Consider the following 26,662-nt stretch of genomic DNA (forward strand, 5'->3'; position numbering starts at 1 on the left):
TTCAGCTATAAAAATAGAAAAAATAAAAAAAACGTTTAAACATTGAAAGAATATGCCGATATAAGTAATGTAATCATAGAGATTAATGGTTACAGCCTTAACGTTAAGGACGACAGCACAGTGAATCTACTAATACTTGGTAATAACTCTATATGAGTTGTTATAGATGTGAGACATAAGGATGTGGCTCGCAAAAAATATGCTTACATGGAGGTAAGGAAAAAATGATTATTAATCACAACATTGCGGCGCTAAACACGCACCGCCAACTATCAGGTAACAACAACGCAGTACAAAGCTCATTGGAGAAGCTCTCTTCAGGCTTGAAAATAAACAAAGCTGGAGACGATGCTGCAGGTCTCGCAATCTCTGAAAAAATGCGTGGCCAAATTCGTGGGCTAGAAATGGCTCAAAAGAACTCACAAGATGGGATTTCTTTAATTCAAACTGCAGAAGGCGCACTAAATGAAACTCATTCCATTCTACAACGTATGCGTGAATTGACAGTGCAAGCGTCAAGTACAGGTACTCAAGAGCCAGAAGATTTACAAGCAATCCAGGATGAAATTGATTCTTTAATTCAAGAATTAGGTGGTCAGTCTGGAAGTAAAGGTATCTCTGATCGTACAGAATTTAATGGAAAAACATTGCTTGACGGTAGCCGTACAGGTAGTGGTCAGTTAACTTTCCAAATTGGTGCTAATCAAGGACAGCAATTATCTATCGAAATCGGCGATATGAGCGCTAGTGGTTTAGGTGTTGCAGATGTTTCTGTAGTAGATGGTAGTGGTAACGCTCTAACTACTTCTGGATACGATACACTACTAGACAACATAGACAAAGCTGTAAACACTGTTTCAACTCAACGTTCAGCATTAGGTGCAGTACAAAATCGTCTTGAGCATACTATTAACAATCTTGGGGCTTCTGCTGAGAACTTAACTGCAGCTGAATCACGTATTCGTGATGTTGACATGGCTAAAGAAATGATGTCATTCACTAAGAATAACATCCTTACTCAAGCTGCGCAAAGCATGCTTGCTCAAGCTAACCAACAACCACAAGGTGTGCTACAACTTCTAAGATAAGTTACATTCAATGATGAGCTGTACGTTAAACCGACTTCATGATATGAGGTCGGTTTTTATTTTCTCTATTATTTAATTTTCTTCGTTATTTGCCGATAATAAAAGTGTAATTAGATAGGAGGATTTCATATGAAATTACTACATAAACAAACGTCCTATACGGTAGAAAATGACACTTCTGCAATTCATTTCATTTATGAAAAAGTAAATGAACTTATCCAACAAGAAAACACAGTATTCAGTCATTTAGTTATAGATAATCAAGAGGTTTATGAGGAGCATGAAGCATATATATCAAAACATCTTCAAGAGATTCTTCAAGTGGAAATTGTAACCCATAGTAAGCAGGAGATGATTTGGGAAACGATGGATTCTATTAATGATTATCTAAAACGTGCAATACCAGCACTAAAAGAGCTAATTGATGCTAGCTACCATACGTTTACGAAGCAGACATGGGAAGGGATTGATCAGTTAGCTGAAGGGATGCAATGGATCTTACAGTTTAACATGTTCACAAAAGCATCCAAAATAAAACCAGCTTATTGGGAAAATATTGAGGAGAGTGTTTCAACTTGTGAACAAGGCTTCAAAGCACTGATGGAGGGAATTGAAACAAAGGATACGGTGCTAATTTCAGATATATTATCTTATGAAGTCGTTCCTGCCTATGAATCGCTAGAGAATAATTTAGAAAAGTCACTAGAAGATAGGGAGTTATGCAAAAATGCTAATTGACAACATAGTATTGCTAAGAGCGCGATTCCCTGAAATTCGAAACTATTTTTTAGAGCATGAGAACAAGATAGAATTGAATCGACTAACCATCCTTGAATCAAAAACAGGAGCTAAAACAATTCGATACCAAACGACTGAAGGCAATCCGTTGATGATTCATAGTTTATATGATCCAATTCGTGAAGCAGAGCGAATTATAACTGCACATAGCGAGAGTATTATGGAAGATACACATGTATTTTTCTATGGTGTTGGGCTAGGATATCATATTGAAAAGTTTAAGGAAATGTATCCTAGCAATACGTATTCGATCTATGAACCTTGCCCCGAAGTATTTTTTGAATTGACACAACAAAGGAAACTTAATCAGCTAATAACAAAAAAAACATTACAACTTTATATTGATACCTATGAAAAGGAAGCAATGAGTTATTTAAAGGAATTTGTCTCTAGTAATCAAAACATTTATATTATCACTCTACCAAGTTACGAAAATCTCTTTAAGGAAAAAATGATACAATTTCGATCTAATGTTAAAAAAGTAATTACTAATCGTCGTTCGAGATTACATACAAATGAGAAATTCCAAAAAAGATGGACAATAAATAGTGTACATAACTTTAAATCTGTATTAACTACTCCTAATATGATGAAAGATATTAAGCTTGAGCAATTTAAGAGGAAACCGGCAGTGATTATCTCTGCTGGTCCATCATTAGTGGAAGATATGGAATTTATAAGGTACATTAAAAAAAATGAATTAGCAAATATTTTTTCCGTTGGATCTGCCATAAATAGTTTACTTGAGTATGATGTTATACCGGATGCAGTTTGTACGTATGCTCCTAGCGATAACAATTATAAAGTCTTTGAACGGTTAAATGATAGTGGTTTACATGATATTCCGCTAATTTATGGATCCAGTGTTGGATTTGAAACGTTGGAGAGATTTACTGGACCAAAGGTACACTTTATAACAACAGTAGATAATGTATCTCAATATTTTTTAGGTTCGCAAATTAATGCAAATGATTGTATTAATGATGCAACGTCTATTGCGGTATTAATGGTACAGTTATTGTCAGAAATAGGCTGTGATCCAATAATTTTTGCAGGACAGAATTTGGCATATAAGGATGATGAACTATATGCTAAAGGAATTGGCTATACACACTTGAAGAATGGATTTAATAAAGAGATTATAAAAAAGGGAGTTCCGATTAAAGATGTGTATGGTAATGAAATTAAATCAAATATTACGTTTAATAACATGAGAGAAAGTATTGAGCAAATTGTAACACATTATAAAGGCAATACCTTTATAAATACAACAAAAGGAGGAGCTGAGATTAAAGGAGTTCCTTTTTGTCCTATTGAACAAGTGATTGAAGAAGTTTTAACTCATTCAATAATCAAAGAAAAATGGTGGGAAACAGCAAATTCTTATGATCAAAGTGTATTGTCGGATAAATTAAATAGTTTAGAAAATTACATGCACCAATTTTACAATATTATTGAAAACATAAACAAATTGATTCGAAAATTAAATAAAAATATTGCTTTAAAAAATAGAATTAACTTGGAAAAAGCTTTTGGAGAATTTGATTATCTTTATTCTAATTTAAACGAAAATATGTACTATAGAAAATTTGTTGTTCCTTATGTACGAGTTCATGTGGATTTTCTAATTAATGAAATGAATCATATCGTTATGGAAGCTGATCCAATTAAAAAAGCAAATCATATTGTTGAACTGTTTACTAGGTTTATTCAGAATTGTAGGAGTGCAGGTGTAGAGTTGGAACAACTAATTAATGAACAAATAGATAGGCAATTAATTTCATCAAAGATAAATTAATTGAAATATGGTAACTAGAAGAGGTAACGAGATGAATACGATTAACATATTACATATTGCTAGTTTTAATGGGAATATTGGAGATAATGCAAATCATAATGGATTGAGAAATAAACTAGAAAAAATCCTATTTCCCAAGAAACTGAATTTTAAAGAAATTGAGATGAGGGAATTCTATCAATCATGGAACTTACGAGACTTTAACAGTAATGCGTTTATTGAACTTTGTAATGAATATCATTTGGTAATCATTGGTGGAGGGAATTTTTTTGAACTTAAATGGGATTATTCATTTACAGGAACGACTATAAATATAAGCAAAGAAACATTATTGAAAATTAGTACACCAATATTGTTTTTTGGCTTGGGATGTGATATTGCTAAGGGTGCAAGTGAAAATGCTATTTATAAATTTGATGAATTTTTATCTAACGTAACAAGCTCTGATAATTATTTAGTGTCTGTTAGAAATGATGGCTCCTATCAAACATTACAATCGTTATACGGAACGAAGTATAACGATAAAATATATCGGATAGCTGATGGAGCTTTTTTTATGACTACTGATACGTATGACTTTCCTGAGTTACAATGTAATTATCAGTCAATTGGAATCAATATTGCACGTGATATGGAATCTATTCGATTTAATAAAAATATTACCTATAAAGAATTCATCAATGGATTTTCAACTGTATTAGATACATTTCTAGAAAACAATAAATTGTATCAAATAATTTTAATTCCACATATATATAGCGATCTAACCGCTATTTCTGATCTACTTAATTACTTGAATGATAAACATAGAAGAACAAGAGTGAAAGTTGCTCCATATTTAACAGGGAGAGGCTCAGAAAGTTATATTTTTGGATTATATCAACAATGTAAATGTATATTAGGAATGAGGTTTCATAGTAATGTCTGTGCTATTGCCCATAATATACCAACTATAGCACTAAGTAGTTATAAAAAGATAAATGATTTATACCGTGAGTTATCTTTAGAAGATAGATTAGTGAATGTAAACGAGAGAGGGTTTGAAGAAGTATTGTTAAGCAAGCTTAACAATACGTTGAAAACACTAACTACATTATCAAACGAATATACCTATAAAAATGAACAACTTAAAAAGCAAAATGATTCTTTTTATTGTGATCTAAAGAATTGGCTAGAGAGAAAGGGAATTTTATAGTTAATTTTATTCATAGAACAAATTGTAACATGCTACAGCAATATAATGGTAGCTCTAAATACTCCCAAGCAGACAGATTAGTATCAGCTATCTACTTGGGAGTATTTCAGTTATCTTTCATGATATAAATCATAGAAAAGTTCTACATCTTTTAAATCGTCTATATCCAAATCGAATTTTTCTTCCATGATATATGAATATTTGTTATCATTTAAGCTAGTATTGCTGTGAAGTGTAGCAGTATTATTTATATAAATTGCTCCATTTACTTTATACACCTCAGGAAAGTCCTGCCTTCTTAATGTACTCGTCTTGTTTATGATATTTTCTAATTTATTGTTCTTGTTTATAGTTCTCATTAAAATTGGGTGCTCTTTAACTTTTGTAACACTAACAAGACTTTCATGGTTATTATTAATAACACTTTCAATAGCCTCATCTATATGCCAATGTTTTCGTAGTGGTTGTGTTGGTTGTAAAACGACTACATAGTCGTAATTATATCCACGTTCTTTTTGTTTTTCCACAACATGCATAACTGTATCAATGGTTCTTGAATGATCTTGCGCTAATTTTTCTGGTCTTAGATATGGAACGTTAGCGCCAAGATTGATGGAAATTTGCGCTATTTCTTTATCATCAGTAGATACGATTATTTCATCTAAATAGTTTGATAACAGGGCTTCATCAATTGTATATTGTATTAATGGTTTATTGTGAATCGGTATGATATTCTTCCGTGGGATACCTTTAGAACCACCTCTTGCTGGTATTATAGCTAAAATTTGTTTTCCTTTATACATTTGTTACACCCACTAAATTGGTATCTATAAATTTTTTTTGTATGGGAATATTCCATATACTTTCATCCTCTAGTAGGTTAATAAATTTCTTATGACTAGTACCGTCACCAAAATTTAAATTTCTACTAGTTGGATGTTTAATGGAAGATATGGCATTTCCAATTTGTTGCTTTTCTTCCTCAATACTAATGATGATATCTTGAAATTTAGTAGGGTCATACCTTCCCTGCTGTCTGTTTCCTATATTTATCGATGGTATGCCATAAATACTAGCTTCTCTAATCCCAGCACTTGAATTTCCAATTATAAACTGTGCATGTTTAAGTAATGTTAAGAAATATTCAAATCGCATGGAAGGGTAGACTTTAATATTATCAATCTCTTTAAATCTATTATATTCTTTAATAATAATATGGTTGCCTTCATCATTATTTGGATAAATTACAATAAAATTCTGATTTGATTCAATCAGTGAATCTACCAGGTTGTTAACGTGGCAAGATAATTTATCTAATTCTGTTGTTACTGGATGATACATTACGATAGCATATGCCCCAAAATTAATATCATATCTATCTTTAACCATTGCCAATGACGGTAAATCATCAGAAAGCATTATGTCAATATCAGGTGAACCAATAATATGTATAGTTTCTTCTTTTTCACCTAACTGTAATATTCTTCTTCTCGCTTCTTCATTACTTACTAAGTGAATATGAGAGAATTTGGTTATCGCATGCCGAATTGATTCATCGATAGTTCCTGAGACTTCTCCACCTTCAATGTGTGCAACACGAATATTATTAAAGGCTCCGACTATAGCTCCAGCTAATGCTTCTAGTCTATCACCATGTATGATAATTAGATCAGGTTTATTTTCTTGTACGTAGTTACTAATTCCGGAAATCGTATTGCTTAGTGTAATATCCATGTGTGATCTATCGTTCTGGTTAATGTACAGGTACATATTCTTAAATCCGTCTTTTTCTATTTCCTTCCATGTTGAACCATATTTCTCTAACATATGCATACCAGTAACAAACACGTATAATTCAAAGGAATCACTTTTTTCAACTTCATTCATTAAAGATTTAATTTTCCCGTAGTCTGCTCGAGTACCTGTAATGAAAAGTATTTTCTTTTTTTTACTCATTTCCATCAGTTTATATCACTCCATGACAAGTGCTCATCTATATCTATATCTCGATTAACGGTTTTCCCAAGGATATCTTTGTAATGTTCCGCTTTTATATCTCCTGTACCTGGTCTTTTAACCCAAATATTGTCTTTTGTGAGCGTATTACCAGATTTTAGTTCTTTGGTAGTAACAACTGTTGCAAAGGCAAAATCAATTGTTACTTTTTCTTCATCTGCAGGTTTTTTGTCTCCTCCCCGCATTTTAAATATTTGTGAAGTTCCTTCTATCAATTCGCCTAGTTGATTTGGATCCATGGAACAAACAATATCAGGTCCTTTTCTAGACATACGATCTGTAAAGTGTCTTTCTAAAATAGAGGCACCTAATGCGCTAGCTGCTAAACAAGCATTATTATTAGTAGTATGATCGGAAAGTCCGATAATAGCATTAGGGAATTCCTTTTCCAATTGCTCCATACCTCCAAGTCTTACAAGTTCAGGAGGAGTTGGATATAAGTTTGTGCAATGCAATAGAGCGTATGGTATATTGTTTCTTTCTAGAATAGATACGGTTTTCTTTATACTGTCAATATTATTCATTCCTGTAGAAACAATCATGGGTTTGCCAAAGGAACAAATGTGCTCAATTAATGGATAATTATTACATTCTCCTGATCCAATTTTGTAAGCTTGAACATCCATTGCTTCTAATCGATTAGCTGCGGCTCGTGAAAATGGAGTACTGAGGAAGATCATTCCTTTACTTTCAACATAGCTCTTTAGCTCACGTTCATCTGCTTCATTTAAGGCACATCGCTCCATCACCTCATAAATGGAAACGTCTGTATTTCCTGGTATGACGTTTTTAGCTTCTTTACTCATTTCATCAGTAACCACGTGCGTTTGATGTTTAATTATTTCGGCACCCACATTATAAGCAGCATCTACCATTTTTTTTGCAATATCTATATTCCCTTCATGATTAATACCAATTTCTGCAATAACTATAGGTTTGAAATCTTTACCAATTTTACGATTTCCTATTTTTAAGTAAGGGTGAGTCATGGTTATACCTCCGTATAGGTCGTTGTTACATTCCCTTATATTAGGGGGAATGTTTAATCATGTATTTCTTTTTATATCGACAAATTACTACATATTTAAAATGTAGTTAAGAAATAAAATAATACCAGTCCCTATAAATTCATTACAACTGATCGATTTATCACTTTTAGACAGTAGGTTTTTAACTAGCAAACTGTTATATGGGCGGTTTCTTGATCTAATAAGTAAAACCAATTTTATTAATTTTTGTATTCAAAAAAGGGCTGCTTTTAAGGCAGCCCCTTCGGAAGTCAATCCATTAACTATAAGGATATTGTCGTGCTTTATGTTGTATACTAATCCATTTAAATGTTGTGAAGGCATCTAAGCTCCACTCTCCATTTAATCGGCCAAGTCCAGAATTTTTCACACCACCGAAGGCAACATTTGGTTCGTCGTTAATCGTACCATCATTAATATGGATCATACCAGTATCCATTTGCTTTGCGAGCTCTGCTCCTCGTTCCACATCTCTTGTGTGAATGGCTCCACTTAATCCATAATCACTTTTATTGGCATAAGCAATAACCTCTTCATCACTGGAAACTTTCATTATCGATATGACTGGAGCAAATAGCTCCTCATTTGCTAATGTCATGTCTGGTGTAACATCTGTAAATACTACTGGTTCCACAACATTTCCTTTAACTCCTCCGTGGACAATCGGCGTTGCACCTTCCTCAATTCCTTTTTCAATCAAATTCACGGTATTTTTCACTTGTTGCTCATTGATAAGTGGTCCAATAATTGTAGTTGGATCACTTGGGTCGCCGCAAGTTAATGTTGATACTTTTGCTTGATATTTTTCTACAAATTCGTCATACACGTCTTCATGAACAATTAAGCGATTTGCAGACATACAAATTTGTCCTTGATGGGTGAAACGACTAAAAACTGCAGCACTTACTGCTAAATCCATATCAGCGTCGTCAAGAACAACAAGAGCACTGTTACCACCTAACTCTAAATGAGCTTCCTTTAAGTTTTTTCCAGCCACTGCACCGATATGTTTTCCAACTTTTGTAGATCCAGTAAAAGAAATAGCTCGTGGAATTGGATGTTCCACAAAATAATCGCCAATTTCAGCAATTTCCGTAGTAATGACATTTAATAATCCCTTTGGTAATCCAGCGTCTTCAAAAATTTTGGCAATCATTGTTCCACCAGTAATCGCTGTATGCTCATGTGGTTTCAATACGACGCCATTACCAGATGCTAATGCTGTAGCTACTGATTTCATGGAGAGAAAGAATGGAAAATTAAATGGACTAATTACACCAACTACTCCAACAGGTACACGATACACTCTATTTTCCTTATGATCAATTGGTGAAGTTAATATTTTTCCATCCATACGAAATGGAAAAGTGGAAGCCTCTTTTATTATATTTGTTACGAGCCCGATTTCGAATTCAGCCTTTAGTCGGGTTCCACCAATTTCTTCAATAATAATGGATACAATCGATTCATGGTTGCTTTCAATGAAATGTACAGCCTTTTCAAACACTTCTCGCTGTGTAGTTGGATTAGTATTTGCCCACTGTTTTTGTACGGAGGCTGAAGCTTGATAAGCCTGATTCAAATCATCTGTAGTTGCAGCTTTGTAAGTAGCAATAATTTCTCCGTTATATGGATTTTTATTCTCCATTATTGTGGTTGATGAACCCTCACGCCATGTTCCGTTAATGTATTGACTGTTTAATTTTTTGAAATCCATTTGTATCACTCCTTGTTTAATTTTTTAGTTGAATGTTCTCTTTCGCTAATTGTGCCAATGTGTGTATGTTCCCATTTATTTCCTGCATTGTGGCAGTTAGCTCTTCGATCGCTGCCGATTGACTGTCTGATTCTAAGTTGGCATCCTGAATATAGGTATCGAGATTAGATATTACTTCCTTAATATTATCCGTAATGGTGTGTATTTCTGTTACCTGGTCTTTTGAATTAGCTGCCATATTTCTAATTTCATCTGCTACAACAGAAAATCCTCTTCCGTGTTCCCCAGCTCTCGCTGATTCAATTGCTGCATTAAGCCCTAATAAATTACTTTGATCGGCTATCCCCTTGACAACATTTGATACTTTTTCAATGGTATCAACGCGATTTGTGACTTCTGTAGCTTTTTCTGAAATAAAGGACATGTTACTGGCAAGCCCGGTAATGGACTCAGCCATATCTTGAATCGTATTAGTCACATCATCAAACACGGCAGATAAATTTGTTGCAACTTCCGATAGCTGATTTGCTTTTTCAACACTTAGGCCTACTCCTACACCACCAATAACATTTCCTTCTTCGTCGTGTAGAGGAATAGCTCGAGCAATTAGGTTTACGCCGAATAGTTCTGCAGGGACAATGGCTGCTTGATTTTTATTCTCTAAAATAGCATTTGTAACAATATCCCCTTCTACTAAAGGGTCACCAGGATTTACATTAAGCGAGAATGTTTCCGCTGGAAAGTTGATCACTAACTTTTCTGTATCATAAATTCCAATTGTTATATCATCATTTATTAAGCTTTGTAAAAATGGTCCAACGGTGACAAAAGATTGTAATAATGGATGAATATTTGTTTCTGCTAATTTTTCAGCATTGGCAAAGGTCATATTTTTCACTCCTGTCTTTATTTCAATTTGTTGTTAATAATTGTACGTCATTATTATCGGTAAAAATGCCTAGAATTAAAGAGACATAAGAAATTATTAACAGTTTTTACACATATGCAATAGATATATAGACTTATAAAAAAGCACATATTTCCAATTTTATCTTTATCATTTTAAAAATCCTGCCGATAACAATGGTATACAAAAATGAACATGACATGGTTGATAAGGGCAAACTTTTCGAAAGGGGAGGACGCAAAGCCTAGGGTCTAAGGATTCTATCTATGATCGCCTGGTTGCCAAGTATTTTCTTTTATTTGTTTCTTCTTATATAGAAGTGACACTTTTCCTACATCAGCTAGGTGAGGTGTTCACAACTATAAATAAAAGAGGTTTTTTGGCTATTCGTTATCAGGATAGCTTTTTTGATGGAAAGTTATGTAATTTGAACAGGAGGATTAAATGTGGACAAAACATCTATTATAGGAATCTTTTTAGGAATTATTGCAGTTGGCGTAGGAATGGTATTAAAAGGAGTTGATCTGGTTGCACTCGTTAATCCAGCGGCTATATTAATTATTTTTATAGGTACTGCTGCATCTGTTTGTATTGCTTTTCCAATGAGTACACTTAAAAAGATTCCAGCTTTAGTGAAAATTATTTTTTCGGATAAACAACAATATAATCATAGAGAAGTAGTTGAGATGTTTACACAATTAGCTGATCAAACGAGAAAAGAAGGTCTATTGTCATTAGAAAAGCAGCTAAAGGAAATTGATGATCCTTTTTTACAGTCTGGCTTACAGTTTGTAGTAGATGGACAGTCTCCTGAGTTTATTCGAGAAGTTATGCTAGAGAAAATTAATGCTATGGAAGACAGACATCAGGAGGGAGTTGCTGTTTTCTCTCAAGCAGGTACATATGCGCCGACCTTAGGTGTGTTAGGGGCAGTAATTGGGTTGATAGCTGCATTAGGTGATATGCAGAATATGGATGTGCTTGGACATGCTATATCCGCTGCGTTTATTGCCACTTTGTTAGGTATTTTTTCAGGATATGTACTTTGGCATCCTTTTGCAAATAAGCTTAGAGAAAAATCGAAAAAAGAAGTGCAAATAAAGGAGATCATGCTGGAAGGAATGTTATCTATTACAGTTGGTAATTCTGCAATGGTTGTACAAGATAAACTAGGCTCGTATTTGTCAACGAAGGAATTTGCTTCCTTAAAAAAGGATGAGACAGATGCGTAGAAATAGACAGCGAAAACAACATCATATTGATGAATCATGGTTACTTCCCTATTCCGATTTATTAACATTATTGCTCGCTCTATTCATCGTATTATTTGCAATGAGTGAGGTTGATACACAAAAATACAAAGAATTATCACGTGTGTTTCAAAATGAGTTTTCTGGAGGACAAGGTATCTTAGAGGAGAGTAATCATTCTATTGAACTCCCAAATAAAGTTGATGAGGACAACAAAGAAGAAGAGAAACAATTAACACCAAATGAACAGGAACTAAAGGATTTACAAGAAGTACAGAATCAAATGAATAAATATATTGCTGAAAAAGGGCTCCATGATAAATTAGACACAAAACTGACAGATGAAGGATTGTTAATATCTATATTAAACGATATATCATTTGATTCTGGGAGTGCTGAAGTTTCGACGAATGGTAAGCAAATTGCGGAGGAAGTATCAGAGTTTCTTTATACGGACCCGCCCCATCAAGTGGTAGTTAGTGGTCATACGGATGATCGCCCAATTAATTATGCCGAATTTACTTCAAACTGGGAATTAAGTGTGACTCGAGCTGTCAATTTCATGCATTTATTATTAAAAAATGAAAAACTAGATCCAACTAAATTTAGCGCTAAAGGGTATGGACCGCATCAACCAGCTGTACCTAATTCAAGCGAGAAAAATCGCGCGAAAAATAGACGAGTTGAAGTTCTTATATTACCGAATTATGAAATTGATACACAGAACATTGATCGGAATAAAAACAACTAGTTTTGTAAATCAGGAGGAACAGAATTGAAAAAAGTATTGACATTTAAGAGCATAAAAATGAAGTTGTTCGTTGCGTTTTCTGTCATCATCATATTTGTACTATTGCTAGGCATTACAAATTTTATTGGTATGAAACAGAGCAATGCAAACACAAAAGAGATAATAAAAGAAGAAATGCAGCTATTAGTGGCAGATGAACAGCTGGCTATAAATATGGCTGAACGGACAAGTCAAATCCGCGGATATTTGTTATATGGTGAAAATAAATACAAACAGAACTTTAAGGATACAGTGGAAGAAACAATCAAGCTTGAGAATTTTGTGTTGGATCACGCAGATTCAAAGCAAGTAAAATCTTTAATGGATAAAAAAATTGAGTGGGGCCATCTAACGGATAAAGTTTTTAAGGAGTATGATAGTGGAGACAAAGAAAAAGCAATGCTCATTATGACGAGCCAGGTGCAGCCACTTGCAAATGATTTGATAAGTGGATTTAAGGATTTAGCAGCAGATAAAGAAAGAACTATCAATAGCATGGGAGAGTCGATGATTGAAACAGGCAATTCCTTACTTATAATTGGTATAGTGGTTACTGCAGTAGTCATTATACTAGGAGCCTTGATTGCATTAATTACATCAAATTCAATTACGAGGCCATTGCAATTAGTTAAGCAGCGAATGAATATTATTGCCGAAGGAAAGCTTAACCATGAACCGTTGGTGGTTAAAACAAAAGATGAAATTGGGCAACTGACCAATGCAGCTAATACCATGAATGCTAATTTAAAGGAACTCCTATCTAAAGTGAAACAAGTTTCTTCAAAAGTAAATGACCAAAGTGAAGCATTAACACAGGCGGCTAATGAAGTTCAACAAGGTACAGAGCAAGTTGCTGTAACTATGCAGGAATTAGCATCAGGTTCGGAAGGACAAGCTAGTCATGCAGGAAACTTGGCAAGTATGATGCATGATTTTGATCGAAGTATTCAGGAAGTAAATACGAGTAGCGAAATGATTCAGAATGCTTCTATTGAAATATTAGATCAAACGGAAGCTGGACAGGTTACTATGGTATCTACAAAGGACCAAGTTAGGAAAGTTGATCAAATTGTGAAGGATGCTGTCCAGCGAGTAGAAGGATTGGATACTAAATCGCAGCAAATATCTAATTTAGTAACAGTAATTAGTGACATAGCAGAGCAAACAAATCTACTTGCATTGAATGCAGCAATTGAAGCAGCAAGAGCAGGTGAACATGGCCAAGGTTTTTCTGTCGTAGCGGACGAAGTTCGAAAGCTTGCAGAACAGGTTTCCTCGTCGTTAGATGAAATAACAAATGCCGTGGGAGATATTCAATCAGAGTCACAATTTGTAGTAACTACCCTACAAACAAGTTATCGAGAAGTAGAAGAGGGAACAGGTCAAATGGAGTCGACCGAAGAAACATTTAATACGATCTATACCTCTGTTAAACATATGACCGAACAAATTAGAGCAGTGAAAAATCACTTAGTAGGAATTGCTGAAAGTAGTAAAGAAATGAATGGTTCAGTAAGTGAAATTGCAGCTATTTCACAGGAATCAGCAGCTGGTGTGGAGCAAACTTCTGCTTCGACTCAACAAACCAGTAGTTCAATGGAAGAAGTTGCCGCTAACGCTGACCAACTAGCGGATTTAGCTGATGAATTAAATATGTTAATTAAACGATTTAATTTGTAGTATTATACAGGTTAAAGAAAGTAATACATGGAATGAATCTTGTTGTATATAAATAAAGAGATACTACCCCAGATTGGAGTAACAGCAAGCTCCAAACAAGCGGAATAAATAGAAAAACATGGTAATATATCATGTTTTTTTATTATGTAAAGCTAAGGGATCAAGGGTTCGACAAATAATGCCAAAAAAAGTCACAGAAAAGTCTTTGACCAAATAGGAGGATTGCGTTATAATTAAAAATCGTTATTAGCTAAAGATATAACTAAACAAATTAAAAATTGAGATTTAAAATTAGAGGTGAAAAAAGTGAAGAAATTAGTATCAACAAAAATGGGGTTCTTCGCGGTTGCACTGGTTTTATTTTGGATAAAAACGTATACGATATATAAATTTGAATTCAATCTAGGTGTAAGTGGGGCAATGCAAGAATTTCTATTATTCTTTAATCCTCTCAGTTCTGGATTAATTTTTCTCGGACTAGCCTTATTTGCAAAAGGTAGAAGAGCAGGAATATGGATTATCGTAATAGACGCAATTCTTTCATTTATCTTATATGCAAACGTCGTGTTCTATCGCTTCAATAGTGATTTCATTACCATTCCTACGTTAATGCAGACAGATAACTTTGGAAGTATTGGTGGAAGTATTGCTGATTTAGCTCAAATGCATGATTTGCTGTATGCAGTCGATATCATTTTACTAATCGTATTGTATACCACGATACGTAAAGGTTGGTCAGTAAGTCGTATACAACTCCGTAAGCCATTTATGGTATTAGCTGCAGGTGTATTAGCTTTTACTATTAATCTAGGATTAGCAGAAGCTGACCGTCCACAGTTATTAGAAAGAACATTTGATAGAAACTATTTAGTGAAATATTTGGGAGCATTTAACTTTACCATTTATGATGCTATTCAAAGTGCTAAAACGTCAACTAGACGTGTACTAGCAGATAGTAGTGACATCGTAAAAGTAGAGAACTACACGAAATCGAAGTATGCAGAACCGAATGAAGCGTATTTTGGTAAGGGTGAAGGAAAGAATATTATTAAAATTCATTTAGAGTCTTTTCAATCATTCTTAATTGATTATAAGCTACATGGAGAAGAAGTTACGCCATTTTTGAATTCTCTCGTTCATGATCAGGAAAAAGGCTTCACATATTTTGATAACTTCTTCCATCAAACAGAGCAAGGTAAAACAGCTGATGCAGAATTAATTACAGATACTTCATTATATGGGTTACCACAAGGAGCAGCCTTTGTTACTAAAGGTAGTAACACTTTTCAAGGGCTACCAGCTATACTAGGACAACAACAAGGTTATACAAGTTCTGTATTTCATGGAGATGGTAAATCATTTTGGAATCGTGATGAAGTATATAAACACTTAGGTATTGATGAGTTTTATCATGAAGCGTATTTTGATATGAGTAAAGAAAATGTTATTAATTATGGCTTAAAGGATAAACCATTCTTCGAAGAATCAATGCAATACCTTGAAGAAATGGATCAACCATTTTATGCCCATATGATGACTCTAACTCACCATCATCCGTATCTCATTGATGAAGAAGAGGCAAGTATTGAGCCAGCTGAAACAGGAGATGGTTCTGTTGACAGATACTTCCAAACAGCTCGCTATTTGGATGAATCGTTAGAACAATTCTTTAATGATTTGAAAGAAGCAGGTTTATATGAGGACTCAATTATTATGATCTATGGAGACCACTATGGAATATCTGATAACCATAACAGGGCAATGGCCGAGATTACTGGAGAAGAAATTACTCCATTGAAAAATGCTGATTTACAGCGTGTGCCCTTCATGATTAAGGTGCCAGGAGTAGAAGGGCAAGGTATTAATCATGAATATAGTGGCCAAATCGATGTTATGCCAACGCTACTGCATATTTTAGGAATTGATGCCAGAGATTACATTCAATTTGGTACAGACATGTTTTCAGAGGATCATAAAGATTTCGTCCCATTTCGTAATGGTAACTTTATGACAGAAAAATATAGTTATGTTGATGGGAAATACTACGATAATGCAACAAAAGAGGTTATTGAAGAGCCTACTCCAGAAATGAAAGAAATGCATGAGACAGTTATGAAGGAGCTAGAGCTTTCCGATGAAGTGTTGTATGGTGACCTATTACGTTTCTATACACCAAATGAAGATTGGCAACCTGTAGATGAAAATGAGTATTTCTACGGTGGACCAGATGATGAAAGTGGAAAGGTAGAAGAATAAAGAAAAAAATGGGAGACTATACTAAGCCTCCCAGTTTTTTTGTTTAGGTTATAATTTTCTAAATCAAGAGTAGGACAACTATATGGTGTATATGCTCATTTTTTACAGTAGCTATGCAAGAACTTAATTTGACCTGATAATTATCTGAAAATTTAACAAATAACCATTTTAACATAGAATCCTACCAAATGCATTACATCGTCTGTTAAAAGTTACATACAATAAATTATACAAGCATTAGATGCTTGGTGTATATCATATAGCAAGGAAACCTAAATATAAATGCAAACAAATGTTCTGTTTCGAGGTATTTATTTTATAATGTATGATATACTAATTAACAGATAACGTTCTTTTAGGACAATCGGCTAGCCCTATTTTTTTCTGAGGGGGTGAGCCAATTGAACATTTATGAAGTGTTTATGGTGATGTTTTCGTTTGGCACCTTTTTGGTAGCTTTCTTGACTCTGATCATACGGATCATCAATAAAAAATAGACCTCCCTTTAGCCTTACATGCATGGAGAGGCCTATTTGCGGAAAGCCGATCCCTAGGGGAACTGCTTATCTTTGACCACAGTTGCAGCTGTGGTCTTTTTAGTATATGCATAATTCTACCTATAGTATACCATAAAACAAGCATATACACAGAATTTAAACAGGAGCAAGAATGGATGAACACCTAGTGATTATGATAGTTGTATAACTTATAACATGTTTATGAAAAAAGTTCATAAATTTGTCACAAATAAACATAATTTGCAGACTTCGTCAAAATGCTTAGATGAAATCATGATTTTCATTGATTTTATGACAACAATTGATTGAATTCGACGAAATAAAACGCTTGTCACTAGTAATATACCCTTCAATTCGACATTAATGTCAAAATTTAAAATGCTTGACTACTATGAGATAATGAGTATATAGTCTTAGATATTTAGAATTATTAATGGATAGGAGGTTTATTTTAGAATTAAATAAATTGTAATACCTCTACTATGTACAACCTGTTCTTACAAAAAAGGGGGAATGAATAAGGAGGATTATATGAACAAGTCTAGATATATGCTTTCTGAACATCAAGCAGAGAAAAATTTACTTCCAAAAAATCATATAGCAAGTTGTTTTTCTCCCTATCATAAAAAACAATTAATATTTTCATCAAATGAATTCAATTACTTGTGTTGCTGTAAATATATGGAGAGAGTTCAGTCTAAAATGGTTGTATGTCAGCTTGAATGGATAAGTACATATGTTTTAACTAATTGATTCATGAAGACAAAGGAAATAAAGGTATAGCCGAACTATAATCTAAGGATACAAATATCCGGAGCGTAGTCCGGTTTTTTATTGGACATTAGAAATGGCTGGGTTATACGAGGATAGCACGAGTCTGATGATCCACTTGTCTAAGCAAATTTTGGTTGGATGTTAGTAGATGCCGTTTGGTGGAAAGTCTCTGTCATATTTCAGATTTTGATGAAGCATCATATTAGTATTCGGCATTATTTCAACGTGAATTATCTCATATACTATCTGGCAGTAAAAGCCCCACTGATTGAAGTTCTCTTTATTTATATCCATTCCCTTTTAACATAGAACAAACGATAATTGTACCGACCTGTAGGTTTTTAATTTTGAGAATGAATATCTCCTGCTTATAGTGTTTGTAGAGATATGCTATATTAAGGAAAGGATATATTTATGAAGGGAGCACCTCTAGTTGGAAATGCATCAATCGAAAGAACAAACAACGAATGTATATCGTTTTCTTCTCGTATTTGGAATTATTATTGTAGCATTTAATTTACGGCCGTCTATTACATCTGTTGGTCCAATTATTGGCACAATAAGGGATAGCTTGGGACTTTCAAATGGGAGTGCAGGACTATTAACCAGTTTGCCGTTAATTGCTTTTGCTGTTATGTCTCCAATTGTTCCAAAGTTAGGAAATCGTTTAACGAATGAACGAGTCATGTTACTTGGTTTAATTCTACTTTTTATAGGTATCAGTATTCGTTCCTTATCAACAGTTTTTTTGCTTTTCAGCGGAACATTGCTCATTGGTATAGGAATAGCGATATGTAATGTTCTTCTTCCTGGTGTCATTAAGGAAAAGTATCCTGCAAAGGTCGCTGTTATGACAAGTATCTATTCCACTGCAATGGGAATATTTGCTGCTACAGCTTCAGGGCTAAGTGTACCAATTGCTCAAGGACTTGGATTAGGCTGGCAAGTGGCCTTGTTCGTTTGGGCAACTCCAGCTTTAATAGGAATTGGTGTATGGGTTTATCTTGTTCGCAGGAATCCTACAAAACAGCAGGTATATCATTTTGAATCTGCTGCAGATAACCGTATCTGGAAGTCTTCTTTAGCGTGGCAAGTAGCAGCATTTATGGGATTTCAATCTTTTTTGTTCTATGTGACGATTTCATGGATGCCCGAAATACTTCATGATTATGGCATTAGTATAGCTGCTGCAGGATGGATGTTATCTTTTTTACAGTTTATAGGGTTACCGGCTAGTTTTCTCGTTCCTGTATTAGCTGGTAAATTTAAATCACAACGTGGCTTAGTCTTGGCAATGGGATTTTGTTCAGTAAGCGGGTATACAGGCTTATTACTAGGTGAATCTATTGTCGTCATGGTTATTAGTACAATCTTAATTGGTTTTGCTCTTAGTGGAACATTTGCGTTAGCATTAACTCTACTTAGTATGCGAGCACGAACCGGAAAACAGGCAGCGGAGTTATCAGGTATGGCACAATCGTGTGGGTATGTTTTAGCAGCTTTTGGTCCAATTGTTATTGGCTATTTGTATGATGTTACCCATTCATGGAATATTCCGCTAGTAACGTTGATTAGTGTAGCACTCATTGTAGTATTATTTGGCATGGGAGCAGGTCGGGATAAATATGTGTTTGATGAATAATGTAGGTTGTGACATCCGTGCTGAAGGCTTATAGCATTTGCGATTTTTATTTCTGGAAGGTAACGATACGCTTAGCGTTCACTTCTTTTTATTTTGCTAGTATGTACGCCGTCAAATTTATACTACTGATATTTGTTACCGCGTTTGATGTCCGTGTATCAGTTGCAAGTTTGTCCTTGTCGTTTGTAATTATTGGATCAATTATCGGATTATTCGTTATTGGATTTTATCTGACCCCATATTTAGTATGCTCTGTTTAATTAGGTCCATTATTCCTTTTCTGATATGCGATCATTAGAGTAATAGGCTCACTAATTACTTGTTGGCTTGCTTGTCTCTTTGGTTAAAAGTGAGTTCGTAGTTTACGCATTATTATTCTTTGCACTTGTATGATAATGACATTAAGTAACTACCTCATCTTATGATAATAGGACTCTGTATTACTTGTTATGGTTGTTTACAGCACATTCTTTAACGGCAACAGCAGTTAGTGAGGAAACTACTCATCATAAAGGGAGTGTGTCAAGCTTATATTTTTAGTATCTTATTATATCGAAGGATCACTAGGCAGTACCACTGTGCTTGCTCCATATGGGAGAATATGGATGGCTTTAATTACTTTTATAGGTATATTACGAGTTATATATGTATTCACTGTAAAGACCTTCAGTACTTTATCTCACATATAACTGGCAATAAAACCCCCACTGATGAAGGTTTCACTTTATTATTAGAAATAGATAAAAGAGAGGAGATTTGCTGTGATTAGATATCTACTTATGGAAGCAGTCGGATGGGTATTCACTGCAGTAGGTGCCTATTTTATATATGAAGATACTTCAAATATAATCGCCTATAGCATTTTATTTATAGGGATTATGCTTATCGTTTTTAACTTTCCGAAAGGTCTTAGGAAAAGAGATAAAAAAATTGAGGACAAGTGAATCGATTATATCTGTGCTTTTCTCTTTTTATCTCACATATAATTGGCAGTAATTCCCATCTTAGGCCATAGCGATAAGCGAGGGATCGACTGCTAGTAATGTCCGATTGCTTCCAAGGCCTTTAGGTCATATCCTTGTGGTACTAACAATCCGTGGGTGATAACAAAACTTCCACGGATTGAAGTTTCATTTTATTTCATGAAATCTGGTAGTTCGGTAAGATGAATTCCCCAAACTAAAGGGAGTAAAAAGTAAACACTTATTGTAACTAGAACGATACCAATAAGGTTTAATACGATTCCTGCTTTGGCCATATCTGGAATACGTAAATAGCCTGCTCCAAATACAACAGCATTAGGTGGTGTTGCAACAGGAAGCATAAAGGCACAAGATGACGCTACTCCTGCAGCGATCATGACAACATAAGGATGGACGCCAAGTGCAATTGCAAGTGCAGCCATAATTGGATACATCATATTGGCAGTTGCTGTATTCGAAGTGATTTCTGTTAAAAAAATGACTAATGCAGTAATAACAAGTAGGACAATAAAAATATGAATTCCTTGTAATGTGATTAACTGTGTACCAATCCATTCCGTAAGCCCTGATTGTGTAAAGCCTGCTGCAATAGCCAAGCCTCCTCCAAACAATAGCAAAATTCCCCAAGGTAATTTGACAGCTGTATTCCAATCCAATAAGAAATCACCTTGTTTATTTTTAGAAGGAATGATGAATAGAATGATTGCTGCAGCCACTGCAATAATGGCATCATTTATATTTTGGTTTAATTCTGCTAACACAAAGCTACGTGTGATCCACGCAAGGGCAGTAAGAACAAATATAGTAAATACAGCTTTTTCTTCTGATGAGGCGTTTCCAAGCTTTTGCTTTTCTTTTGTAATAACAGATTTACCTCCTGGAAGTTCCTTCAGCTTAAGTGGAAATGCAATTCTGACTAGATAAAACCAAATGATAAAGATAAATCCCCAAGCGATTGGAACACCAAATAGCATCCAAGTAGAAAAGGATAGTTGAATGTCATACATCTCATTAATAACTCCTGCAAGTGCAGCATTCGGTGGCGTACCAATTAACGTTGCAACCCCGCCAATGGAGGCAGAATAAGCGATGCTAAGCATCAATGCTTTTCCAAATGCAAAATTGTCTTTTGATGTATCGATAGACGGATCTTCTTTTAAAGCATCTGACACTTGATAGATAATAGCCAATCCAATTGGAACCATCATCATTGCTGTAGCAGTATTAGATATCCACATAGAGAGGAATCCGGTGGATACCATAAACCCTAATACGATTCGGTTTGTATTCGTACCAATCAAGGAAATGATTGTTAATGCAATTCGTCTATGCAGATTCCATTTTTCCATAGCCAATGCTATCATAAAACCTCCCATAAATAGAAAAATAGTATCGCTGCCATATGAAGATGTAGTAGTCCCGATATCTAACCCGCCTGTCATCGGGAATAGTATAATTGGGAGTAGTGACGTTACAGGGATAGGTATTGCCTCTGTCATCCACCAGACAGCAATCCAAACGGTACTTGCAAGTATTGCTATTCCTTCCCAAGCCAATCCTTTAGGAGAAAAAAATAGCAACATTACTATAAATAATAAAGGGCCAAGTATTAAACCAGCTTTTTGTGCTGGTCTATTGTATCGATGTTTCCCATTATTATTACTACTAGAATAATCAGTTGAATTAGTTGTCTTTTCGCTAGTTAACTTAGATGGGTGAGGCTTTACAAAGAGAAAGAAGGCTTCCTTTAATTCATCATGTTTTTTCCACATCCAGTCCCATGTAGTTGAAATCATTTAATAACCTCCTTATATATAATTGCTAGTAAAACAGAGTATTAGATTTCTCGTTTTAGGTTGTTGGTAAGGGACATAATTCACTAAGAGATAGAATTAGATTATATATATTAACAGATAAATGGAAGCTTGATATTCTTATTATATGGATGGAATTAATTGGATTCAAGTAATAATGATTACGCTTTCATTAAAAACCAAGGTAATGAACCACTTTAAAATATGCTATCATTTAAATAACTGAATTTTCGGAGGAATGGTTAATGGAATATAGTTTCAAGGCAGTTGGTGATAACGCTTTAAAGTTATTACTAGGTGGAGAGGTTTCAGAGCGAATGAATAAAACTATTCGATCTATATGTAAGAAGCTATCAGTTGCCTCTATATTAGGGGTAGTGGAATGGGTTCCTGCTTATAATTCAATTACAATTTATTATCAGCCCATATGTATTTCATTTCAACGATTAAAGCAAAAAGTAAACCAGTTGATTAATGAGCCGATCGAACATGATGATGTAACAGTTCGTATATTTCATGTGCCTGTTGTATATGGAGACAAATATGGTCCGGATTTGCAAAGAGTCGCTAATTTTAATCACCTATCTATAGAAAAAGTAAAGTTCTATCACCAACAACCTGAATATTTAATTTATATGCTTGGGTTCTTACCAGGATTTCCTTATTTAGGTGGTTTACATGATCAACTTGTCACGCCACGATTGGATATACCAAGACCATATGTTGAGGCTGGATCTGTTGGTATTGCATCAAGACAAACAGGGATTTATCCGGTGCAGTCCCCTGGGGGATGGAACATTATAGGGAAAACACCGGTTAAGCTGTTTCATCCTGATTTCCAACAAAATGCTTTTCTATTTGAGGCAGGAGATAGAATTAAATTTTTTTCTATATCGCATCAAGAATATGATGACATTGTGGAGAAGATGAAGCAAGGTAGCTATGAGGTTTTCAGTAAGGAGGTACGTAGATAATGCTCACTATTGATGTAAATTGTGATATGGGTGAAAGCTTTGGAGCATATACAGTTGGTGTTGATAAGGAAATAATAACATTTATTAGTTCAGCAAATATAGCTTGTGGAATGCATGCAGGTGATCCATTTGTCATGAATAAAACGGTTAGATTAGCTAAACAATTTGATATTGCTATTGGGGCACACCCTGGTTTTCCAGATCTTGCTGGGTTTGGACGTCGAATGATGGAATTTTCCAGCAAGGAGATTTATCAGATAGTTATCTATCAACTTGGTAGCCTTAGCGCATTTTGCAAGATTCATGAAGTGAAGCTAAACCATGTAAAACCGCATGGTGCATTATATAACTTGGCAGCACGTGACAGATTAATTGCTTCTACAATAGCACAAGCTGTGTATCAGTTTGACCCAAACCTTGTGCTTATTGGTTTGGCAAATAGTGAACTAATTAAAGCGGGAAAAGAGGTTGGGTTAAGGGTTGCGTCTGAAGTGTTTGCTGATCGAACATACCAATCAGATGGAAGCTTAACACCTAGAACAGAAACTAATGCGATTATTGAGAATGTGGATGAGGCCATTCAGCAGGTTAAGAGAATAGTTTTAGAGAATAACGTAGAGGCAACAGATGGATCTTTAATTAAGATTGATGCAGATACTGTTTGTATCCATGGTGACGGGAGCTATGCCCTCACTTTTGCTAAAGCTCTTCATCAGATGTTGAAGAATATTGGGGTATCCATAGCACATTTATGACGAAAAGAATATTTTGGGAGTGTTTCTGTTGATTTGTAGTGAAATAGTATTTAAGGTGCATAAGCCTGGCATTTTTACATCTTTTCAGGATCTAGGAAGAATTGGATATCAGCAATTCGGTGTTCCTGTATCTGGAGCAATGGATCAATACGCCTGTCAATTAGCCAATATTCTTGTCGGAAATTTAAGGAATAAAGCTTGCTTAGAAGTGACTTTAATAGGTCCAACATTGGAAGCCTGTACAGAATTAACCATTGCTATAACAGGTGCAGATTTACAAGCAAAAATTAACGGTGAAGAAGCACCTCTGTATTGTGCTGTTCCTATGCATAAAGGAGATATTCTGTCATTTGGAGCATCTAGGAACGGTGTTCGCGCTTATATTGCTATGGCTGGTGAATTCGATTGTCCATCCTATTTTGGTAGTAAGTCGGTTGATGTACAAAACGGCTTTGGACAAACATTAGAGCATATGAGCGTAATCAAAGGAATTCCCTTATATGTGAAACGGAAAATTAAATTGGCAAATTCACTAATACCAACATACTCTAGTGTGGTTAGTGTTGCAGTTATTGAAGGACCACATATGAATCATTTTACTGAGGAATCAAGAGCGATATTTTTTAAACAATTACATATCGTAGAACCAAATTCAAATCGAATGGGCTATCGTTTACATTCGCAAATGATTCCTACAAGTAAAGAGGTAAATAGTTGGACAGATGCTGTTCCATTTGGTGGTATACAGGTTCCTCCGAATGGTCAGCCAATTATTCTAATGGCAGATAGGCAAACAACAGGTGGATATCCACGTATTGGAACGGTAATCAGTAATGATATTCCTAAGATCGCCCAGCTTGTTCCCAAGGGGAAAATAGGTTTTTATCCGGTTTCTGTTGAAGAAGCACAAAAGCGAATCAAAAGAAAAGAAAGAGAGTTATATCAATTGCAAACCTTTCGTCAATTTATGTAATGAAACTTACTGGCGTTGTAAAAAGTTAATAGAATAGAAATTCTAATAACGAGTGTGAATACGTTAAACGCTATAATAGAATAATAAAGTAAAACTTCAATCAGTGAAAGTTTTGTTTATCTCCCACTTACCAATAGTGATTTCACTTTATTGCTTGAAGTAGGGGTAATACTGCCAGTTATGCATCGGAATAGTTTCTGGTAACTGAATATATAATAAGGCTGTATAATGTGTATAGACCATGCCGCGAGGCCCAGCTAGTCATGAGGAACTTACATTTGGAATTGGTGGTAACCATATTGGTACTAACGATTATTATAGGATATCTGCGATAAACCAAAATGACATAGGTAGTAGGTTTACTTCTGTAATTATTGGAGTTTTTCTAATTACAATGTTGTTGTCTGTTGTACGAATGAGGCGATTAAAATAAACTTTACAATAATTTTTAAAATGTTAATTGCTTCGTCTCTCGAAATGTATTAAAATAGCTTAGATAATACAAGAGACAGTGAGATGATGCATATGCCAAAGCAAATATGGCTATTGGTGATAGCGACAACAGTTAATGTAACGGGAGCCTCATTCTTATGGCCGTTGAATACAATATATATGCATAATGAGCTCGGTAAAAGTCTTGCTTTTGCAGGGTTTATTTTAATGTTTAACCAAGGAGCATCCATCGCGGGTAATCTAATTGGTGGAGCTTTGTTTGATAAATTTAGTGCCTACAAGACAATTCTATACGGTACTGGTCTAGCAGTGGCTGCCTCAATCGCTATGACCTTCTTACATCACAATATTTTATTTTACTCTATTTTTCTCATCATGATTGGTTTTGGAACAGGTATTACATGGCCAGTTATGTTTGCAATGGCTGGATCACTTTGGCAAGAAGGAGGGAGACGTGCGTTTAACGCAATTTATGTAGCACAAAATTTAGGGGTGGCATTGGGAGCAACAATTGGTGGATATGTTGCAAGTATTTCTTTCAACTATATATTTTTTGCTAATGCCTTTCTCTTTATCAGTTTTTTCCTTATTGTCCTGCTAACGTTTAAGCATATGGATAAAGAAAGAGATAGACAGATGCATACAACAATTATTGAACAGCGAGGTAAGATTAAGAATAAAGCAGCATTTATTGCGCTATTTATTTTATGTAGTGGTTTTTTAATTACGTGGATTGCTTATAGTCAATGGCAATCGACGATTGCTTCCTATACCCAGGACCTTGATATTCCGTTAGAACTTTATAGTTCTTTATGGGCTATAAATGGATTTCTTATCGTTCTTGGTCAACCTCTGTTAAAATGGATTACAAGCAAAGTAACATCGGAGAAAATGCATATTTATATAGGAAACACCATCTTACTAATTTCATTTATCATCGCAATGGTTTCAGATACCTTTAGTATGTTTGCTTTGGCAATGATTATATTAACTATTGGAGAAATGCTTGTTTGGCCAGCTATACCATCATTAGCTAATGAATTAGCTCCCAAAGGAAGGACTGGTTTCTACCAAGGAATCGTTAATAGTATAGGAGCTACGGGTAGGATGGTTGGGCCTGTGTTCGGCGGTTTCGTTGTAGACATATTTAATATCGAGATCTTATTTTTTGTATTGTTGTTCTTGCTTTTAATTCCTTATATGACAACTTTTGTGTATGATCGAAATATCCGTATGAAAAGACAAAGTTAATA

22 protein-coding genes and 1 riboswitch are annotated in these 26,662 nt (G+C 34.7%); of the genes, 16 read left to right on the forward strand and 6 right to left on the reverse strand.

Annotated elements, in window-relative coordinates; translation table 11 throughout:
* Window positions 1-224 precede the first annotated feature (224 nt).
* The 4 genes from hag (at window position 225) to RVS70_RS01270 (ending at window position 4,879) form a co-directional block, all read left to right on the forward strand.
* Window positions 225-1,088 carry a flagellin Hag gene (hag, locus tag RVS70_RS01255; protein ID WP_026679676.1) on the forward strand — a complete coding sequence of 288 codons (864 nt, stop codon included), beginning with the start codon at window positions 225-227 and terminating at the stop codon, window positions 1,086-1,088.
* A 129-nt stretch (window positions 1,089-1,217) separates the two neighbouring features.
* Window positions 1,218-1,826 (forward strand): hypothetical protein, encoded by a 609-nt coding sequence (locus tag RVS70_RS01260; RefSeq protein ID WP_026679945.1) that lies wholly within the window; start codon window positions 1,218-1,220, stop codon window positions 1,824-1,826.
* A complete protein-coding gene (locus RVS70_RS01265; RefSeq protein WP_026679944.1) occupies window positions 1,816-3,684 on the forward strand; it encodes a motility associated factor glycosyltransferase family protein in 1,869 nt (622 codons plus the stop codon). The genes RVS70_RS01260 and RVS70_RS01265 overlap by 11 nt, the downstream gene beginning before the upstream one ends.
* Window positions 3,685-3,715: 31 nt before the next feature.
* Window positions 3,716-4,879, forward strand: coding sequence for a polysaccharide pyruvyl transferase family protein (locus RVS70_RS01270; protein WP_321132411.1), 1,164 nt, complete (start codon window positions 3,716-3,718; stop codon window positions 4,877-4,879).
* A 110-nt stretch (window positions 4,880-4,989) separates the two neighbouring features.
* Here RVS70_RS01270 and RVS70_RS01275 read toward each other — a convergent pair whose 3' ends face one another.
* From RVS70_RS01275 to RVS70_RS01295, 5 genes are all read right to left on the reverse strand, one after another.
* Complete coding sequence (locus RVS70_RS01275) at window positions 4,990-5,682, reverse strand: cytidylyltransferase domain-containing protein (protein WP_121605693.1); 693 nt, start codon at window positions 5,680-5,682, stop codon at window positions 4,990-4,992.
* Window positions 5,675-6,841 carry a UDP-N-acetylglucosamine 2-epimerase gene (gene neuC / locus RVS70_RS01280; RefSeq protein ID WP_228088987.1) on the reverse strand — a complete coding sequence of 389 codons (1,167 nt, stop codon included), beginning with the start codon at window positions 6,839-6,841 and terminating at the stop codon, window positions 5,675-5,677. Before neuC ends, RVS70_RS01275 begins: the two co-directional genes overlap by 8 nt.
* On the reverse strand, window positions 6,841-7,884 hold the full coding sequence (locus RVS70_RS01285) for an N-acetylneuraminate synthase family protein (RefSeq protein WP_026679941.1): 1,044 nt from the start codon (window positions 7,882-7,884) through the stop codon (window positions 6,841-6,843). The genes neuC and RVS70_RS01285 overlap by 1 nt, the downstream gene beginning before the upstream one ends.
* Window positions 7,885-8,182: 298 nt before the next feature.
* The gene (locus RVS70_RS01290; RefSeq protein WP_121605692.1) at window positions 8,183-9,640 is read right to left on the reverse strand and encodes an aldehyde dehydrogenase family protein; all 1,458 of its coding nucleotides are present in this window, start codon (window positions 9,638-9,640) and stop codon (window positions 8,183-8,185) included.
* Between the two features lie 16 nt (window positions 9,641-9,656).
* Window positions 9,657-10,529 (reverse strand): methyl-accepting chemotaxis protein, encoded by an 873-nt coding sequence (locus RVS70_RS01295; RefSeq protein WP_034678428.1) that lies wholly within the window; start codon window positions 10,527-10,529, stop codon window positions 9,657-9,659.
* Window positions 10,530-10,749: 220 nt separating this feature from the next.
* A riboswitch (cyclic di-GMP riboswitch) is annotated at window positions 10,750-10,833 on the forward strand.
* 160 nt (window positions 10,834-10,993) lie between these two features.
* On the opposite strand from RVS70_RS01295, the gene motA reads away from it, so the two are divergent.
* The 7 genes from motA to RVS70_RS01330 all read left to right on the forward strand — a co-directional run bounded on the left by motA (window position 10,994) and on the right by RVS70_RS01330 (window position 20,401).
* The gene (gene motA, locus RVS70_RS01300) at window positions 10,994-11,779 is read left to right on the forward strand and encodes a flagellar motor stator protein MotA (protein WP_026679938.1); all 786 of its coding nucleotides are present in this window, start codon (window positions 10,994-10,996) and stop codon (window positions 11,777-11,779) included.
* Window positions 11,772-12,548 (forward strand): flagellar motor protein MotB, encoded by a 777-nt coding sequence (gene motB, locus RVS70_RS01305; RefSeq protein WP_026679937.1) that lies wholly within the window; start codon window positions 11,772-11,774, stop codon window positions 12,546-12,548. Before motA ends, motB begins: the two co-directional genes overlap by 8 nt.
* A 24-nt stretch (window positions 12,549-12,572) precedes the next feature.
* A complete protein-coding gene (locus RVS70_RS01310) occupies window positions 12,573-14,267 on the forward strand; it encodes a methyl-accepting chemotaxis protein (RefSeq protein WP_321132412.1) in 1,695 nt (564 codons plus the stop codon).
* Between the two features lie 306 nt (window positions 14,268-14,573).
* A complete protein-coding gene (locus RVS70_RS01315; RefSeq protein ID WP_321132413.1) occupies window positions 14,574-16,523 on the forward strand; it encodes an LTA synthase family protein in 1,950 nt (649 codons plus the stop codon).
* Between the two features lie 416 nt (window positions 16,524-16,939).
* On the forward strand, window positions 16,940-17,020 hold the full coding sequence (locus RVS70_RS01320; protein ID WP_228088988.1) for a putative holin-like toxin: 81 nt from the start codon (window positions 16,940-16,942) through the stop codon (window positions 17,018-17,020).
* Window positions 17,021-18,254: 1,234 nt separating this feature from the next.
* On the forward strand, window positions 18,255-19,457 hold the full coding sequence (locus RVS70_RS01325; protein WP_121605942.1) for a CynX/NimT family MFS transporter: 1,203 nt from the start codon (window positions 18,255-18,257) through the stop codon (window positions 19,455-19,457).
* 761 nt (window positions 19,458-20,218) lie between these two features.
* The gene (locus RVS70_RS01330; RefSeq protein WP_026679932.1) at window positions 20,219-20,401 is read left to right on the forward strand and encodes a hypothetical protein; all 183 of its coding nucleotides are present in this window, start codon (window positions 20,219-20,221) and stop codon (window positions 20,399-20,401) included.
* Between the two features lie 191 nt (window positions 20,402-20,592).
* Here RVS70_RS01330 and RVS70_RS01335 read toward each other — a convergent pair whose 3' ends face one another.
* Entirely contained in the window at window positions 20,593-22,236 is a 1,644-nt protein-coding gene (locus RVS70_RS01335) for an SLC13 family permease (RefSeq protein ID WP_121605688.1), read from the reverse strand.
* Window positions 22,237-22,499: 263 nt separating this feature from the next.
* Between RVS70_RS01335 and pxpB the strand changes: the two genes are divergently transcribed.
* The 5 genes from pxpB to RVS70_RS01360 all read left to right on the forward strand — a co-directional run bounded on the left by pxpB (window position 22,500) and on the right by RVS70_RS01360 (window position 26,660).
* Window positions 22,500-23,228, forward strand: coding sequence for a 5-oxoprolinase subunit PxpB (pxpB, locus tag RVS70_RS01340; RefSeq protein ID WP_026679931.1), 729 nt, complete (start codon window positions 22,500-22,502; stop codon window positions 23,226-23,228).
* A complete protein-coding gene (locus RVS70_RS01345; RefSeq protein WP_026679930.1) occupies window positions 23,228-23,983 on the forward strand; it encodes a LamB/YcsF family protein in 756 nt (251 codons plus the stop codon). Before pxpB ends, RVS70_RS01345 begins: the two co-directional genes overlap by 1 nt.
* Before the next feature lie 28 nt (window positions 23,984-24,011).
* On the forward strand, window positions 24,012-24,956 hold the full coding sequence (locus tag RVS70_RS01350; RefSeq protein WP_226983543.1) for a biotin-dependent carboxyltransferase family protein: 945 nt from the start codon (window positions 24,012-24,014) through the stop codon (window positions 24,954-24,956).
* Window positions 24,957-25,197: 241 nt separating this feature from the next.
* Window positions 25,198-25,389 (forward strand): hypothetical protein, encoded by a 192-nt coding sequence (locus tag RVS70_RS01355; RefSeq protein ID WP_162986484.1) that lies wholly within the window; start codon window positions 25,198-25,200, stop codon window positions 25,387-25,389.
* 83 nt (window positions 25,390-25,472) lie between these two features.
* A complete protein-coding gene (locus tag RVS70_RS01360) occupies window positions 25,473-26,660 on the forward strand; it encodes an MFS transporter (protein WP_308036035.1) in 1,188 nt (395 codons plus the stop codon).
* The last annotated feature ends 2 nt before the right edge of the window (window positions 26,661-26,662 follow it).

Source organism: Virgibacillus sp. M23, from assembly GCF_034190895.1.
Lineage (GTDB): Bacteria > Bacillota > Bacilli > Bacillales > Amphibacillaceae > Virgibacillus > Virgibacillus salarius.

Excerpts from the sequence above, each read along its gene's own strand:
- hag (WP_026679676.1), top strand. The coding sequence starts at position 225 with ATGATTATTAATCACAACATTGCGGCGCTAAACACGCACCGCCAACTA.
- RVS70_RS01260 (WP_026679945.1), top strand. The coding sequence starts at position 1,218 with ATGAAATTACTACATAAACAAACGTCCTATACGGTAGAAAATGACACT.
- RVS70_RS01265 (WP_026679944.1), top strand. The coding sequence starts at position 1,816 with ATGCTAATTGACAACATAGTATTGCTAAGAGCGCGATTCCCTGAAATT.
- RVS70_RS01270 (WP_321132411.1), top strand. The coding sequence starts at position 3,716 with ATGAATACGATTAACATATTACATATTGCTAGTTTTAATGGGAATATT.
- RVS70_RS01275 (WP_121605693.1), bottom strand. The coding sequence starts at position 5,682 with ATGTATAAAGGAAAACAAATTTTAGCTATAATACCAGCAAGAGGTGGT.
- neuC (WP_228088987.1), bottom strand. The coding sequence starts at position 6,841 with ATGGAAATGAGTAAAAAAAAGAAAATACTTTTCATTACAGGTACTCGA.
- RVS70_RS01285 (WP_026679941.1), bottom strand. The coding sequence starts at position 7,884 with ATGACTCACCCTTACTTAAAAATAGGAAATCGTAAAATTGGTAAAGAT.
- RVS70_RS01290 (WP_121605692.1), bottom strand. The coding sequence starts at position 9,640 with ATGGATTTCAAAAAATTAAACAGTCAATACATTAACGGAACATGGCGT.
- RVS70_RS01295 (WP_034678428.1), bottom strand. The coding sequence starts at position 10,529 with ATGACCTTTGCCAATGCTGAAAAATTAGCAGAAACAAATATTCATCCA.
- motB (WP_026679937.1), top strand. The coding sequence starts at position 11,772 with ATGCGTAGAAATAGACAGCGAAAACAACATCATATTGATGAATCATGG.
- RVS70_RS01325 (WP_121605942.1), top strand. The coding sequence starts at position 18,255 with ATGCATCAATCGAAAGAACAAACAACGAATGTATATCGTTTTCTTCTC.
- RVS70_RS01335 (WP_121605688.1), bottom strand. The coding sequence starts at position 22,236 with ATGATTTCAACTACATGGGACTGGATGTGGAAAAAACATGATGAATTA.
- pxpB (WP_026679931.1), top strand. The coding sequence starts at position 22,500 with ATGGAATATAGTTTCAAGGCAGTTGGTGATAACGCTTTAAAGTTATTA.
- RVS70_RS01345 (WP_026679930.1), top strand. The coding sequence starts at position 23,228 with ATGCTCACTATTGATGTAAATTGTGATATGGGTGAAAGCTTTGGAGCA.
- RVS70_RS01355 (WP_162986484.1), top strand. The coding sequence starts at position 25,198 with ATGCCGCGAGGCCCAGCTAGTCATGAGGAACTTACATTTGGAATTGGT.
- RVS70_RS01360 (WP_308036035.1), top strand. The coding sequence starts at position 25,473 with ATGATGCATATGCCAAAGCAAATATGGCTATTGGTGATAGCGACAACA.